Annotated in this window: 15 protein-coding genes; all 15 read right to left on the bottom strand. The window is 68.6% G+C overall.

Going from position 1 to position 13,579, the window contains the following annotated elements:
• Nucleotides 1-90: 90 nt before the first annotated feature.
• The 15 genes from KVX96_RS04830 to KVX96_RS04760 all read right to left on the bottom strand — a co-directional run bounded on the left by KVX96_RS04830 (nucleotide 91) and on the right by KVX96_RS04760 (nucleotide 13,532).
• Nucleotides 91-1,167 carry a DUF2793 domain-containing protein gene (locus KVX96_RS04830; RefSeq protein ID WP_261193157.1) on the bottom strand — a complete coding sequence of 359 codons (1,077 nt, stop codon included), beginning with the start codon at nucleotides 1,165-1,167 and terminating at the stop codon, nucleotides 91-93.
• Nucleotides 1,168-1,177: 10 nt separating this feature from the next.
• On the bottom strand, nucleotides 1,178-5,623 hold the full coding sequence (locus KVX96_RS04825; RefSeq protein WP_261193156.1) for a glycoside hydrolase TIM-barrel-like domain-containing protein: 4,446 nt from the start codon (nucleotides 5,621-5,623) through the stop codon (nucleotides 1,178-1,180).
• Nucleotides 5,624-5,632: 9 nt separating this feature from the next.
• Nucleotides 5,633-6,085, bottom strand: a complete 453-nt coding sequence (locus tag KVX96_RS04820) for an NlpC/P60 family protein (RefSeq protein ID WP_261195381.1) — start codon at nucleotides 6,083-6,085, stop codon at nucleotides 5,633-5,635.
• 38 nt (nucleotides 6,086-6,123) lie between these two features.
• Nucleotides 6,124-7,008 carry a DUF2163 domain-containing protein gene (locus KVX96_RS04815; RefSeq protein WP_261195380.1) on the bottom strand — a complete coding sequence of 295 codons (885 nt, stop codon included), beginning with the start codon at nucleotides 7,006-7,008 and terminating at the stop codon, nucleotides 6,124-6,126.
• A gap of 126 nt (nucleotides 7,009-7,134) precedes the next feature.
• Nucleotides 7,135-7,365, bottom strand: a complete 231-nt coding sequence (locus KVX96_RS04810; RefSeq protein WP_261193155.1) for a hypothetical protein — start codon at nucleotides 7,363-7,365, stop codon at nucleotides 7,135-7,137.
• Nucleotides 7,358-7,588, bottom strand: coding sequence for a hypothetical protein (locus KVX96_RS04805; protein WP_261193154.1), 231 nt, complete (start codon nucleotides 7,586-7,588; stop codon nucleotides 7,358-7,360). The genes KVX96_RS04810 and KVX96_RS04805 overlap by 8 nt, the downstream gene beginning before the upstream one ends.
• 4 nt (nucleotides 7,589-7,592) lie before the next feature.
• Nucleotides 7,593-8,249, bottom strand: coding sequence for a lysozyme (locus KVX96_RS04800; protein ID WP_261193153.1), 657 nt, complete (start codon nucleotides 8,247-8,249; stop codon nucleotides 7,593-7,595).
• A 4-nt stretch (nucleotides 8,250-8,253) separates the two neighbouring features.
• Complete coding sequence (locus KVX96_RS04795; protein ID WP_261193152.1) at nucleotides 8,254-8,385, bottom strand: hypothetical protein; 132 nt, start codon at nucleotides 8,383-8,385, stop codon at nucleotides 8,254-8,256.
• Nucleotides 8,378-8,725 carry a hypothetical protein gene (locus KVX96_RS04790; RefSeq protein WP_261193151.1) on the bottom strand — a complete coding sequence of 116 codons (348 nt, stop codon included), beginning with the start codon at nucleotides 8,723-8,725 and terminating at the stop codon, nucleotides 8,378-8,380. Before KVX96_RS04790 ends, KVX96_RS04795 begins: the two co-directional genes overlap by 8 nt.
• Nucleotides 8,722-9,348 (bottom strand): DUF2460 domain-containing protein, encoded by a 627-nt coding sequence (locus tag KVX96_RS04785; RefSeq protein ID WP_261193150.1) that lies wholly within the window; start codon nucleotides 9,346-9,348, stop codon nucleotides 8,722-8,724. Before KVX96_RS04785 ends, KVX96_RS04790 begins: the two co-directional genes overlap by 4 nt.
• The gene (locus tag KVX96_RS04780) at nucleotides 9,348-11,492 is read right to left on the bottom strand and encodes a phage tail tape measure C-terminal domain-containing protein (protein WP_261193149.1); all 2,145 of its coding nucleotides are present in this window, start codon (nucleotides 11,490-11,492) and stop codon (nucleotides 9,348-9,350) included. The genes KVX96_RS04785 and KVX96_RS04780 overlap by 1 nt, the downstream gene beginning before the upstream one ends.
• The gene (locus KVX96_RS04775; RefSeq protein ID WP_261193148.1) at nucleotides 11,473-11,628 is read right to left on the bottom strand and encodes a hypothetical protein; all 156 of its coding nucleotides are present in this window, start codon (nucleotides 11,626-11,628) and stop codon (nucleotides 11,473-11,475) included. Before KVX96_RS04775 ends, KVX96_RS04780 begins: the two co-directional genes overlap by 20 nt.
• A gap of 83 nt (nucleotides 11,629-11,711) precedes the next feature.
• Complete coding sequence (locus tag KVX96_RS04770) at nucleotides 11,712-12,149, bottom strand: hypothetical protein (RefSeq protein WP_261193147.1); 438 nt, start codon at nucleotides 12,147-12,149, stop codon at nucleotides 11,712-11,714.
• Between the two features lies 1 nt (nucleotide 12,150).
• Nucleotides 12,151-13,089 (bottom strand): phage tail tube protein, encoded by a 939-nt coding sequence (locus KVX96_RS04765; protein WP_261193145.1) that lies wholly within the window; start codon nucleotides 13,087-13,089, stop codon nucleotides 12,151-12,153.
• A gap of 23 nt (nucleotides 13,090-13,112) precedes the next feature.
• Nucleotides 13,113-13,532 carry an acyl-CoA transferase gene (locus tag KVX96_RS04760; RefSeq protein WP_261193144.1) on the bottom strand — a complete coding sequence of 140 codons (420 nt, stop codon included), beginning with the start codon at nucleotides 13,530-13,532 and terminating at the stop codon, nucleotides 13,113-13,115.
• Nucleotides 13,533-13,579 lie beyond the last annotated feature (47 nt).

Here is a 13,579-nt window from a genome sequence, read left to right as displayed (position 1 = left end):
TCAGCGATGCGCGATCTCCTCGAACTCGGCATTGGGCATGCGCACGAAGCCCTCGGTCGTGGTTGTGTCATCGGAGCCTCCTTTCGCTGCTCAACCGATTTTCGTCCCCCAGAACGACGTATGATCCGCCGCGAAATACCCGTCGGCCGCGCGGAAATTGCCCTGCAACTCGACGGTGTCGCCCGCGGTGAGCGCGACCATCGTCTGCAGCCACAGCGCGGTCGCCTCTGACACATGGGTGCCGCTGATTTCGCCACGAGAGCCCCTGATTTCGGTGGTACCATTCAGCACCAGTCGCCCGCTCATCCGCGCTGTGGTGCTGGCGTTCACCTTGTACATGAGCGTCGCGCCGAACAGATAGGTGCCGTCGACCGGCGCCACGAAGCGGTTGTTGGCGGCGTCGAAGGCGCCCTGATCGTTGTAGTCGGTGTTGTTCAGGCCGATCTTCGTCCAGGTCCCGACGCCGACGTAGTTGTCGTAGTTCGTGTAGGCCTTGAACCGCGGCAGCCGGGGCTGGTCGACGATGCCGGTTGCGTTGTCGACGCTGAGCCCGTCGAAGAAGGTGCTGCCATCGGCCGAGACCGCAAGACGAAACCGGTCGGAGCCGAAGAGCCCGACCAGCGCCTTGGTTACGAAACCGGTCTGGAGCGTCAGCCCGAGGTCGTCGCCCGCTGCCTCCTTGTTCATGGTGTAGAAGAGATCGCCGGTCCCACCTTCGGCCACGGTCTTCGCGGTCCAGAGCGCGGCGTTCAGCTTGGCCGAGAACGGGTTGGACGCGTCGGCCGCCGTGCCTAGCCCGAGGAGCGCCATGTTCTGCAGTGCCGCCGGGGTGGTCCCGATCCAGCCCGCGCCGTCGTAGACCAACAGCAGCCCCTCGTCCTCGACCCACGCCCGCCAGCCGGTGCGCGGCGGCAGGCGCAGCCAGGCCCCATCCGTCCAGAGCGCGACGTTCAGGTCCCAGCCCGCCCAGTCGCCGGTCGCGCCCGAGGCGACGATGTAGCGGTCGCCATCGGCGGGGCTCGCAGGGGGTGCTGCCAGGTCCCGATCGATAACAGAGAGCTGGACGAGCCCGTCGAGGATCCGCAGCGCCTCGTTGTGGGAGACATGCTTCTGGGCCTGCGCCGCCAGGATGTACGGCAGCAGGAGATGAGTCGTGGCGTCGGACATGGGTTGGCCTTCAGAGTGTCAGCGTGACGGTTTTCGGCGCGCCCCGCCCGATGAGGGCGGAGAGCTGGAAGATGCGGATGTCGAGCGTGTCGCCGGGGCCAAGCGGCGCGCCCCAGTCGGCAGTCTGCTGCGCGTCCGTGTAGACCGCGCTGGTGGTTGCCGTGCTCAGCACCCGCTTCACTGTGGCGCCGTCGAGGATCTCGACCTCGTAGGCTTCGATCTCCTCTCCGAGCGGCACCTCCAGCCCGCCCCAGCTGTCGGCGGCGAGCGCGCGGGACCGGCGCGTCCAGCGGATCGTCAGATCGCCGGGCGCGCGGGGCTTTCGCCACGGCTGCTCGACATGGGCGACTGAGAACGGCCGCAGCCCGACGCCTTGGGGCGTGAAATTCTGCGCGACATAGGTCTCGTCGCTGACCGGGCGGCTTGCGGGGCCGATGCGCCAGTTCCATCGGATCCCGAGGTCGGCCTCGGCGATCGGCATTGACGCCAGCGCGGTGTCCAGCACGACGACCCGCGCGCCTGCCGGCGCGGGATTGCCCATGGCATCCTCGGTGCCGCGCTGGCCGCGCAGGAGCCGGGTCAGGCGATAGCGGCCCGGGGCGATCAGCTCCGCTGCGCCCGCCTGCACGATCTCCCAGACGCCGGGCGTGCTCTCGATGGCGAGCGCGTTGGCACCGCCGAACAGAGTCAGGTCCGTGACGCTCTCCAGCGTGCCGGACAGTAGGTCGACCACCAGCACGTTGCCGAGGTCGAAGCGCGAGGTGGGGCCCGCGTAGAGGTCCGACACCAACGCGCCGATCCGGACGCGGCTGCCGAACGTGGTCAGCAGCTCGAAGCCATCGGTCGAGGGGCTGCGGAACACCGCGATCTCGCCCGGCCAGGGAACGGCGTGCGCGGCGACCAGCGGCCGGTGCGCGGGCTGGTCCTCGGTCAGCTGCGGCAGGTCCAGCAGCACTGCCTCGGGCGCGCCGAAGACGACGGCCTGCGAGAGCGCCGAGGGCCGCGGGGCGCCGGGCGGCAGATCGTAGGCCTCCCGGTCCTGGCGGACTGCTTCGATGCCTCGGGCATCGGCATCGGCGATGGAGACGAGCCGCAGCGGGACGGCGCGGCCGTCATGTGTGAACGAGACGACATCGGCCGGGTCGAGCGCCAGCCGCGAGGGCGGCAGGCGGAACACAGCACTCTCGCGGGCCGTCCACGCCTCCATCAGCGCGCGGCGGCAACGGCGTTCCGCTTCCTCGGGCGGCACCGCCATGGGGAAGGACTCGGAGGCGATGCGGGTCGTGTCCACGGTGATGCGCCGGGCCTCGACCTGCGCGGCCTCGTAATCCTCGTCGGCGCGGGCGACCTGCCATTTCAGGGCCTGTGGGAGTTCGGTCTCCTGGCCGCGGGTCAGTTCGAGGACATCGCCCTCGCGAGGCGCGACGAGATCGTCGGGGCTGACTGTAGCTACCGCTGCCCGGCCGCGCATGACGAAGCGGATCACGCCCTCAGTCTCCACCGCGTCGAAGCCGAAGTGCCGCGCGAGCGTGGTGATCGACGCGCGCGGGCTCTCCAGCGCGGTGATGGCGTAGCCCTCCACCGCGCCCCAGAGGCCGGAGACGTCGATGCGGTCCTCGGGCAGCCCCGCGCGCAGGCAGAGATGCCGGACCAGCGCCGCGAGCGAGACCGCTCCGAGGCGCCCCGTCAGCCAGTGGCCAAGCCGCCAGTTGGGGCCATCGGTCCAGACATCGGTCAGTTCGGGAAAGAACGGGTATGGCCGCGCGTCCCAGGTCCAGGCCGCGCATTGCGGCGCATCGACCATCCGGCCGCCATAGACAGAGGACAGCGGGTTGTTCGTCGGATCGGCCCAGAAGAGCCAGGTCGCCTCGAGATAAGCCCGCTGGATCGCGTCATCCCGCCAACCGCGCGAGAAATGTGGCGTGAAGCTCTCCGACGATTTCGGATCGAAGAAGACGTTGGGCTGATTGGTGCCACGGTCGATGGCCGGGCAGCCCAGTTCGGTGAAGCGGATCGGTTTGGACTGCGGAAGCCACGGGGTGGTGCCACGGTTGCGGGAGGTGATCCAGCCAGCCAGCACATGCACGTCCTCGCCCGGCACGGACGAATAGGGTCCGACGCGCAGTTGCACGGTCGTGTCTGTGATCGGCGCGATCCAGTTGAATGTCAGCCGCCAGATCCCGCCGCCGATGTCGGCAAGCGCAAGATCGAAGATGTCAGGATCCGAGGTGTATGGCGCCGCGCCGGAGAAGTCGTCGATCCGGACTTCCTTGTTCGGCGCCCCGGTAAGGTTGACATAGATCCGGGCGCTGCCCGACGTCCCCGGCTTGAGGAGGACGCCGGTCTCATAGGTCTCGCCCGCCACCACCAGATCCTGCGCCGAGGCCGATTGCGCGAAATCGTTGGAGCCGTCGATGGCCGCGATCCTGGCGGCCGAGGTGAACGGGCCGAAACCTTCCGGCCTGGGCGACACGGTGGTTGTCGTCGGTGACCAGGTCGCGGGGGTGTCGCCGTCGGGGATGGGATTGGTGCGCAGACCGCCTTGGCGGTCGTGATGTGGTCGCGACCACCAGTTCCACAAATCCTTGTAGCGAAACACCCATGGCTCGCCGTAAACGCCATCGCTGATCGGTGTGCGGACCTGCGCGGAGCGGTCGGTGTCGCTGGCATAGAACCAGTCGAAGCCCTCGCCGCCGGCGATGTTCTTTTGCAGATAAGCCCGGTCGTAGATGGCAGGCCAGCCCTCTTGCGCATCTGCGTGCTCGAAGCCATCGCGCCAGTCCGACAGCGGCATGTAATTGTCGATGCCGACGAAATCGATATTGGTATCCGCCCAGAGCGGGTCGAGGTGGAAGAACACGTCGCCCGAGCCATCGCCGGGCTGATGGCCGAAGTATTCCGACCAGTCGGCAGCGTAGCTGATCGCCGTTCCGGGCCCGAGGATAGAGCGCACATCGGCCGCGAGGCTTTGAAGCTGCGCCACCGCGGGATAGGTGGTGGCGCTGTCGCGAATGGTGGTAAGGCCGCGCAGCTCAGAGCCGATCAGGAAGGCATCGACCCCGCCCGCCGCTGCACAGAGATGGGCGTAGTGCAGCACCATGCGCCGCAGGCCCCAGTCGCCCGCAGAGCCGGTCCAGGAGATCGTCTCGCCGGACACCGCGAAGTCGGAAGGACTGGCGCTCCCGAAGAAGGCCGCGACCTGGCTTGCCGCAGCGGCAGTCTTGTCGACGCTGCCGGCATAGCCCGCCGCGGGCGAGCACGTGATCCGGCCGCGCCAAGGAAAGACGGGTTGCCCTGCCTCTGCAGCGTTGTCGGAGTATGGGTTCGGTAGGGTGTTGCCCGGCGGAACGTCCATCAGGATGAAGGGATAGAAGGTCACGCGCAGCCCGCGCGCCTTCATTTCCTTGATCGCCTGGATCACCGCGAAATCGGCGGGCGTTCCGCCATAGGTCGGTCGGTCCTGGTCATCCCGGCTGACGAGGTGGGCATTGGCACGGGACACGCCGTTCACGGACCATGTTTGCGGGCTGGTGGACTTGGCCGACACCTCCACGCCGGGCCGGATCTTGCACTCGCCTGCGCGCAGGTCGTTGCCGAACCAGGCGACCACGAGGCTGACGCTTTCCACCTTCGGTGCCATCGCCTGCAACCGGTCGAGCGCCACCACCATGTCGGCGGTATCCGAGAGCGCGTTCAGGTTCTCAGGCGTTTGCGCCCCGCCGCTGCCCTTGCGGATGCCGGTCGTGGCATAGGTGAACTCGCCCGAGGCCGGGATCATGGTGACGGCCTGCGTCAGCCCCTCGGCGGTGTCCGGATCGGCAAGCGGGCGGAAGACCTCGAAGGAGAGTTGCGGCAAGCGGTTGCCAAAGTTACCGAGCGGGAGGTCTTCAAAGACGACATAGGCGGTGCCGCGATAGGCCGGGGTGTTGGCCGCGCCCATCTTCGCGGCGATGAACGGGTCCGCGGCCTGGCTCTCGTCGCCCGGATACCAGCGCCAGATGATGCTGGCCGTGTCGAGGAGCTTGCCGTCGGCCCAGATGCGACCAATCCCAGTGACCGGGCCCTCGCAGAGCGCGACGGCAAAGCTGGCGTAGTAGAGATACTCGGTCGTCTTGACCTTGCCGCCGCCCCCGCCGCCCTTGCCGCCGCCCTGCGTGGTGGTCTTGGTCTCCTCGCGGAAGTCGGTCGCCCAGATCACGTTGCCGCCCATGCGCATGCGGCCGTAGACGCGTGGAATCACCGCTCCTTCTGTCGAGGACGTGATCCGAAGGCTATCGAGGCGCGGCCCCTCGATGCGCTGGGTCGGTGCAAGCGAGGACACGATCCAGCTGTCGACCACCGAGCCGATGGTGGAGCCGACGAAGCCGCCGATGGTCGCGGCGCTCACGCCGAGGATGGCGCCGCCGATCGAACCGCCGATGGCGGCGCCGGCCGCGCCGAGAACAAGAGTGGCCATGGAGATGCTTCAGCGTTGCGGGAACAGGAAGGCGAAGGCGATGCGTCGCCGCCAGGATGGGGTGAGCGGTTCCTCGATCACGCCGAGCCGCTCGTAGGCATGGAGGAAGGTCGCGGGGCCGGTCAGGATGCCGACATGCTTGGCGATGGCGCGGGGCATCATGCGGAAGAGCACCAACGCGCCCGGACCAGCTTCGGCGGGCAGCACCTCGATCATCATGGCGCGGGCGCCCTCGGCCAGAACCTCGCGCGGGCCGGTCTCGCCCCAGTCGCGGCTGTAGGGCGGGATCGGGAAAGGTTCAGGGCCGACGACCTCTCGCCAGATGCCCCGTGCAAGCCCGAGGCAGTCGCAGCCCACGCCGCGCAGGCTCGCCTGGTCGTGATACGGCGTTCCGAGCCATGACCGCGCGATGGCAATGACGCGGGAGGGATCGGCGGTGGCGCTCGTGCATCGCGATGCGATGCACTGCCGCCCGTCGGTTCCATTCGAAACGACGTTGGTCACAGCACGCCCCCGTCATGGCCGCCGTCCTTCATCGCGTAGCGCAGGATCGTGTCCTGGCCCGGTATATGCGGGAAGCCACGGAAGTTGGCGGTGTTGGCGAACTTCGACCCGCAGGTCTCGATGCGCTTGTCACAGCCCGCGCGGATAGTGAAGGCATCGCCCTCGACGATCGCCCGCACCGGCGCCTCGAGCAGAGTCAGGATGGCGACGCCATCCGCAACGTCATGGCCCAGCACCTCGGTTCGCCGCCCAGCATTCGCGCCGCTCGTCCAGTCCAGCGTGCCGAAGGTGAACCAGCCCGCCTCGAAGCTAGCGAGCCCCGACGCGGTGAAGGCCCGGTCGCGCAGAAGGTCGATCACGGCGCCGGTTCCCTTGAACACTGGGTTCTCCAGATCGACGCCGCAGCGCGCATCGCCGAGCGCCGCGTCGCAACTCGCCTGGAAGGTTCGCCCCACCGTCTGCCCGAGCACATGGGCCAGCGAGCGCACCTCGGCGACGAAGGCAAGCCGCCCCCGCCGGATCTGGCCGATGGCGCCGCGTCGCATCAGAACGCGCTGGCTTGTGTCGGCCCAGTTCACCCGCCAGACCTCGACCTCGGCGTTGTCCCAGCGACCGTCGAGGATGTCGGTCTCGGTGATCCGGTCCGAGGTCAGAACGCCCTCGGCGTCCTGCGCATCTACGGACAGGTCCGAGCCGGAGCGAACTTCGGAAGCCGTCAGCCCGCTTTCCGGCTCGAAGCTCGTGCCGTCGAAGCTGAGTGTCCGGTCGTGATCGGTGAAGCCGAAGGTGACACCGTCGGCACGGGCGATCCGCCAGCACCAGGCGAGCGTGGTCGTGCCCTCGTCTAGATGCGCCTGAAGCGCGGGCGAGAGGGATTTCATCGGCAGGTTCCCGTCATGCGGTCGTCGAGATCGGCGATCCAGTCCGCCCATGCGGACGGCACCTCTGCGACGGTCTCTGCTGCAGGCTGGGCGAGCCGCGCCTCGGCATAGGACGCGCAGCCGGCGTCACCAGCGCCCATCGTTGCGGCGCAGCCGGTCAGCAGGATCGCCAGCGCCGCGGCCGTCGCGAACCGCGTCGCGCCCGCGCTCGACGCGCTCGCTCTTGTCTTCCATCGCATCGCGTTCCGCCTCCCGTTTGCCTGTGCGCCTGCCTTCCACCCGCCCCCAGATGCGGCCGAGGACGACGCCCCCGACCGCACCGAAGGCCGCAACCAGCCAGATCAGGAAATCAGTCATCACCTTTGAACCCCCGCTCGATCCGGTCGCGCAGGCCGATGAGACCGAGACCGAGAAAGATGAGCCCGGCGGGTGAGGCGTCGCCCGAGCCGGCCAGAAGCGCGACGAGGCTGGACATTTCAGCGAGCGGGCCGGTGGCGGGCAGCGCGACGGAGGCGATACCGGTCAACATCGCGAGCAGCCCCGCCCACCATGTCAGGGATTTGGGTCGGATGTAGCGCATGGGATCAGACCCTCCGGATCAGGGTGGAGAAGAAGGCGGCCAGCCGGACAAGCCAGCCAGTCGGCGGGTTGGGTGCAGGTTCGAGGACCGTAGGCGTCGGCAACGGCCCGCGAGCCAAGGCCAGAGCCTCATCCTCGGTCAGGCGACGGATCGGCCGGGAGAAATCCACTCGTCCCTGCGCGTCCACGCCCCAGACCGGGATCGTGCCGGTGGGATAGCGGCCATCACGGAACAGGTAGCGTTCGGCCTCGCGGCGCGGGAAGATGGACGCAGGCTTGCGCCAGTTCAGGAACGCGTCGGCGGCCGCGACGCGATTGCCGGCATTGAGATGCCGGGTCAGCGCGGCGCGGGCAATGCCGCCGGTGTTGTAGTGAAAAGAGACCAGCGCATCGAACTCGCACGGTGCCAGCGGCACGGTCACGGCGCGCCGGACGTCGGCCTCGTAGCTTCCGATGTCCTCGCGGAACAGCCGGAACGCCTCACGGATTGCCGCGTCCAGGTCCTCGGGCATCCCGCGCGGCATCTCTGCCGGATCGGGCGGCCCGGCAGCAGCCGTATGGCCGATGCCGAAGGTCCAGGTGCCGGTGGAATCGCGGTAGGGCCCGGGCACGATGCCCTCGTGCCGGGCAAGAGCCAGAAGGCCCCGGTCTGTCATGTGCATGGGGTTACCTCAGGAAGGAGAGGATCAGGATCAGCGCGGCGACCGCGAGGCCGATGCGCAGACGGTGAGCAAAGGCATCGCGTGGGTCGTCGGTCAGACGCCGCAGGCCGCGCAGGACACGGACGAGCTCAGTCATCGTCGCCCCCCCGTGCCTGGCGCAGCCGGGCGAGCACCAGTTCGATCACCGCCGGGCCGAAGACGCCGACGAGATAGGCGGCGGAACCGGCAGCGCCTCCGGCCGGGATCGCCTGCGGCGGCAGGCCGAGCCAGCTGGTGATCACCGCCATCGACAGGCTGCCCATGCCGGCGGCGATCAGCCCGCCGAGCAGGATGTGGCGCAGGGCGTCGCGCAAGCGCATCTTCGTGGTCAGCGCGTTGGTGGCGCCGCCAAGCGCGCCCCAGGCGGCGAGGATCACGGCGGTAGAGGCCGCGAGGTCGCGCAGCACTGTCGCGACGAAGCCGGAATTGTCGTTCATCGCCGGATCTCCAGGAGCGGGATGGAAGTGATGGAGCCAAGCCGCTCGAGATCGAGCCTCACGTCGAGCGCGTCCGCGTCGAAGCGGACCGGCACGTCGAACTCGAATCCGGCGGTGATGGAGACGCCAGCCGCAGGCGCGCTGTCGAAGCTGACGAGGCCGGTGGTGATGTCGACCGACCAGCCGGCGGCCTGCTCAACCCCGTCAATCGCAACCGTCACGCTGCTCGCGACCGGCTTGGTGATGGTCCGGGTCCAGCTCTGCGCGCCCGAGGCGTAGGCCTTCACCAGCTGGAAGTCGGTCATGGTCCCGTCGCCAGTGCCTATGACCTGATCGGTTGCCGATGGGGCCTGCGATGGCAAGCAGGACTTGAAGTCAGCCCAGTCCTTCCAGCGGAATCCGTAGAGCCGCCCGTTGCGCGCCTCGAAGAAGGCGACCACAGCCGCCAGATCGTCCGCGCGGCGGATGCCATAAGCCACATCGTAGCGGCGGCGCGAATTGGCCCAGCTGGCGTTGCGCTCCTCGTCGCCCGAGGCCAGCTCGACAATCTGCGTGCGCCGTTCCGGCCCGCCGCGCGCGCCCCGGCTGATATCGTCCGGAAACCGGACCTCGTGAAACGCCATCAGAGCCCCCTGCGGCCAAGCGACACCGCGCGGGCTATGTCGGCCGCGATCTGCGTGCGGGATTGCCGGAAGCTTTCCGCGTCGCGGGTGTTGATGCTGATGGTGACTCCACCTCCAGCGCCATAAACCTGTGCCTCGCGCCGGCTCAGCACCCGCTCACCACGCTGGAGGATCGCGGGCACCTCATCGGGCTTTAGACCGGCCCAACCTCCACCGTGCATCCGAGGCGCACCGGCGAAGGCCATGGCCGGGACCATGCGCGCGCGTCCTTCGGATCCGACCATCCCGCCCGCATGCAGGACGTTGGCAAACAGCCCACCGGCACCCCCGAGGATGCCGCCAAGCGCACTGGCCATCGGCCCGAGAATGAACCGCCGGGCGGCGAGCCGGGCCAAGTCGGCGATGAGCGACGTCACCAGATCCCGAAAATCCAGCTTGCCGGACTTAACGAACGCCGCCACCGCATCCTCGGCGCTGCGGAAGGCTCCCACGAGGGACTGGCCGATATCGGCGCCGATGTCGCGGGCCGTGGCGGCGTAATCGGCCAGCGTCGCGGTGACCGCCGCCCAGCCGGTCGCCGCCTCCTCCGCGCCGTCGGCATTGGTCGCGCCCGCAGCCCGACCCGCCTGGCCGGTGGCATCCAGCGCATCCGTCACCCGGTCGGCGGCTTCCGTTGCCTGGTCGAGCGCATCCGCCCCGTCCTCGCCGCTTGCGCGCATGGCGGCCCGCAACGCCTCCACCGCCTCGCGGACTCCATCGAAGGCGTGTGCCCTTGTCTCCGCCGCGCGGCTGCGCACCGCATCGGCCTGGTGGCCAGCATTGCTGGCGGCATGATCTAGGTAGGAGGCGTAGCTCTGGGCCCCGAAGATATCGATCCTGGCGTCGGCCCCGATGCGCTCCGAGACCGCGTTGAAGGTCGGGCCGATCTGGGCGAGGAAGTCGGCCCATTTTTGCGAGAGGAAGGCCATGAGGCGCAGCCAGATCGCCTCGATGTCCGCCCGCATCGCCCGGAAATCATCGACGAAAGATGTGACGGTCAGCTTGATCCCGTCCCACACTGCCTTGGCGACATTGCCCATGAGCTCGAGCGCCTCGCCAAAGCTGCCGGCGCCGCGCACCAGCTTCGTGAACTGGTAGATCAGCTCGCCCGCGCCGACGATCAGCGCGCCGATACCGGTGCGGATGAGCGCCCCACGCAACACGACCAGCGCGGTGGCAAGGCCGCGCACGGACAAGGCCGCAGCCGCCATGCCAGCCACCCAGCGACTCGCAAGGAAACCCGCGAAGGTCGCGGCATAGGCGGTGAGCCGGCCGATGTTCTCGAACAATCCTACGATGGCCTGGCCGAGCGGTCCGGTGCGGCTCGCGAGTGTCGCCATGGCATCGGCCACCGCTTCCAGCGCCGGAGCGGCAGCAACGGCGAGCTGGTTCGATAGCCCCCGCCAGATGAGGCCCAGCCGGGAGATCGCATCGTTTGTCCGTTCGATCCGGTCGGCGTCGGCTTCCGAAACGACCACACCGAAGGCGCGCACATTCTCGGTCGCCTGCCGCAAGGTCGCCGTGTCTATCCGGCTCATGGCAATGGAGCCTTCCTCGCCAAAGAGTTGCCCCGCGACGGCCGCGCGCTCCGCGACAGGGACGAAGTCCTCGATGGCGGCATTGATCGCGCCCACGCGTTCGTCGAGCGGCAGGGCCAGAAGGTCAGCGGCCGAAAGCCCCAACCGCTCCAGCGCCTGCGCCGCCGGGCCGGTTCCAGCCGCCGCCTGGCTCAGGCGCCGCGTCAGGTCCTTCGTCGCCTGCTCGATGCCGGACATCGACACGCCGGCGAGTTCCCCGGCGCGTTCCAGCGTCTGGATCGAGGCAACGGTGGTGCCAAGCGATTGCGCGAGCTTCGCCTGCGCATCGACCGTCTGCAGGCCGGAGCGGACCATTGCAACACCGGCAGCCGTGGCAGCCGCGACCGCAGCCGCTGCCGCGACGCGCACTCGGCGCGCGAAGCCCGCGAGCCTTGCGTTGGCCGCCTCCATCTCGCGGCTGAGCCGGCCGAAGCCGCGGGCGCCGGCTTCACCGACGCCTTCCAGCTCGGCGCGCACCTGCCTGCCGCCGACCGCGGCGAGGCGGACGCTAACCCGTTTTTCCGCCATGTGCGTGTTCCATCTGTTCGTTGAGTTTGGCGACCATCACCGCCTCGATGATGGGCAGAAGTTCGGCCGTGGCAGCGGGCGGCACGCCGAGGGCATCTCCGAGCGCCAGCGCGGCCGCCATATCCCAGCCGATCACCGCGCCGGGCAGCACACGAAGCTGGCCGCCGAGGCGGCCGACCAGGTCCCAAACCTGCCAGCCCTCGAGGGTCAGCGGCCGGTTCAGCCGCGCCGGACAATCCGGGCAGACTTGCGCGCAGGCTTCGCAGTATCGCTCGCCCCCGCCGAAGGACCACTCGGCAAGGGCGCGGAGGCGTTTTTTTCCTGCTCCAACAGCAGGCCTTTGGAGACGTAGGCGAGTTGGAAGGCCTCGAAGATCGGCCAGATGTCGAGCAGCGCATCGATGGCTTGCGCGCTCGGATCGATCGCATTGCCGTCGGCATCGCCCACGCCTTCCCACGCGAGCACGGCGCGCCGCGCTAGCGCCTTCGCGAACGCCAGCGCGCGCTCCTCGTCGGACGCCTCCTCGTGCACCGCCTCGACGGCCGGATCGCTGCGCGTCGCCACCATCAGGGCGGTGGTCAGCGGGCGCAGCTGAACCCGGACGCCTGGGGCGAGGTCGTGCCAGCGCGGTTCGTTGGAAAGATCGAGGGTCAGCATGTCAGTAGTTCCCCACTTGGTTCTTGAGGACGATTGTGCACATCTGCCCGGCCACGGAGTCATAGGCCGCCTGCCAGTCGAAGCTGGCTTGGATGCCCTGCGGCCCCTGGATTTCGACCCTTGGGCGCGGCAGGTAGACGGCATGGGCAATGATCGTCAGGCTCACATTCGCCGAGATCACCCAAGAGAACTCGAGGCTGGCCGCCGTCCCGTTCAGCGCCTGGTCCATCAGCGTCGTGTCGGCAAAGCGCACGTCGATCTTGCCGGTGAGCGCGGCGATGGACGGGTCCGCGCCATCGATGCGGCCATCGTTGCGGATGGTTTCGATGCGCTCGACATTGTTGGCGTAGGTCAGGTCGGCCGAGACGATGTTGCCGAGGCTGGTGCCGTTCCTCTTGATCGCCCCGTTGAAGTGGCCGAACCGTTGCAGGGCGTAGGCCGTGGGGGTGCCGGCTGCTGTCGATGAGGCGACGTTCTCGCCTTGCGCCACTAGCTTCACGTCCGCCGTCAGCAGTCCCGAGCGCTGCATGGCGATGCTCAACTGATCGAGCACGCAACCGGTATACATCGCGAAGCGCGGGATCTCGGGCATCGCCACCTCGATGGCCATGCTGGGCAGGTTCCAACTGCCCGACTTGAAGGTGTGGGTCTTGTTCGTCGTGCCAGTAGTGGTCGGATTGCCGAACGCCGCCTTCAGCCAGAAGCCGAAGGCCTCGGCGTCGAGCGGCACGGTGATGTCGCCATCCGCCGTCACCGCGTCTTTCAAGGGCGCCAGCGGGTCGCGGCCATAGCCGAGAAGCTCGGAAGCCAGGAGCGGCTGTTCGGCCCCCAGCGAGGCGCTGGCAAACGGCATCTGCATGAAGCCCGAGGCCGGGGCGGTGCCATAGGTCGTCTCGAACGCGGCCGCGAGCTGCGACCGCGCCCCCTGGGCGCGTGCCATGGTGTTCTCCTCAAATGGTGGGATCAGCCGAGCGGATCGGCCGTGGTGTAGTGCAAGACAACCGGAATGACGCCTGCCTTGAGGCTCGCCGCGCCCTCGACGGGCAGATCCACGGGCCTTGGCACTTCCGCTTCGACCCAGTCGCAGAGCCCGCCCAGCGTGCGGTCAGCGGCGAGCGCAGTACCAATGCTGGCGCAAAGCGCGTCGAAGGTGGCGTCGCGGTCCGCGCCCAGCACCACCACCTCGAGCTCCGCCCGGTGCTGGTAATGATACGCGAGCGGCGACAGCGTCACCTCCGGCTCCCCCGGTTCACCGTCGCGCAGAATCACGAGGCCCCCGGCCGGCACGCGCTCCGGCAGCACGTCGCCGCGCAGGACGGTCGCCGGCAGCGCCGAAAGCCGCGCGTGCAGCGCGGCGAGGATGGTTTCGCGTTGGGTGGGCATGGATTCCTGCCATCGCGCGCATGCAGAGAAGGAATGCTTCGAACCGT

It is taken from the genome of Pseudoruegeria sp. SHC-113, assembly GCF_025376885.1.
In the GTDB taxonomy this organism is placed as follows: Bacteria; Pseudomonadota; Alphaproteobacteria; order Rhodobacterales; family Rhodobacteraceae; genus Pseudoruegeria.
Note: the sequence above shows the minus strand (reverse complement) of the source record. Positions and strands in the feature narration are given on the sequence as shown.

Excerpts from the sequence above, each read along its gene's own strand:
- KVX96_RS04830 (WP_261193157.1), bottom strand. The coding sequence starts at position 1,167 with ATGTCCGACGCCACGACTCATCTCCTGCTGCCGTACATCCTGGCGGCG.
- KVX96_RS04825 (WP_261193156.1), bottom strand. The coding sequence starts at position 5,623 with ATGGCCACTCTTGTTCTCGGCGCGGCCGGCGCCGCCATCGGCGGTTCG.
- KVX96_RS04815 (WP_261195380.1), bottom strand. The coding sequence starts at position 7,008 with ATGAAATCCCTCTCGCCCGCGCTTCAGGCGCATCTAGACGAGGGCACG.
- KVX96_RS04810 (WP_261193155.1), bottom strand. The coding sequence starts at position 7,365 with ATGACTGATTTCCTGATCTGGCTGGTTGCGGCCTTCGGTGCGGTCGGG.
- KVX96_RS04805 (WP_261193154.1), bottom strand. The coding sequence starts at position 7,588 with ATGCGCTACATCCGACCCAAATCCCTGACATGGTGGGCGGGGCTGCTC.
- KVX96_RS04800 (WP_261193153.1), bottom strand. The coding sequence starts at position 8,249 with ATGCACATGACAGACCGGGGCCTTCTGGCTCTTGCCCGGCACGAGGGC.
- KVX96_RS04795 (WP_261193152.1), bottom strand. The coding sequence starts at position 8,385 with ATGACTGAGCTCGTCCGTGTCCTGCGCGGCCTGCGGCGTCTGACCGAC.
- KVX96_RS04790 (WP_261193151.1), bottom strand. The coding sequence starts at position 8,725 with ATGAACGACAATTCCGGCTTCGTCGCGACAGTGCTGCGCGACCTCGCG.
- KVX96_RS04785 (WP_261193150.1), bottom strand. The coding sequence starts at position 9,348 with ATGGCGTTTCACGAGGTCCGGTTTCCGGACGATATCAGCCGGGGCGCG.
- KVX96_RS04780 (WP_261193149.1), bottom strand. The coding sequence starts at position 11,492 with ATGGCGGAAAAACGGGTTAGCGTCCGCCTCGCCGCGGTCGGCGGCAGG.
- KVX96_RS04770 (WP_261193147.1), bottom strand. The coding sequence starts at position 12,149 with ATGCTGACCCTCGATCTTTCCAACGAACCGCGCTGGCACGACCTCGCC.
- KVX96_RS04765 (WP_261193145.1), bottom strand. The coding sequence starts at position 13,089 with ATGGCACGCGCCCAGGGGGCGCGGTCGCAGCTCGCGGCCGCGTTCGAG.
- KVX96_RS04760 (WP_261193144.1), bottom strand. The coding sequence starts at position 13,532 with ATGCCCACCCAACGCGAAACCATCCTCGCCGCGCTGCACGCGCGGCTT.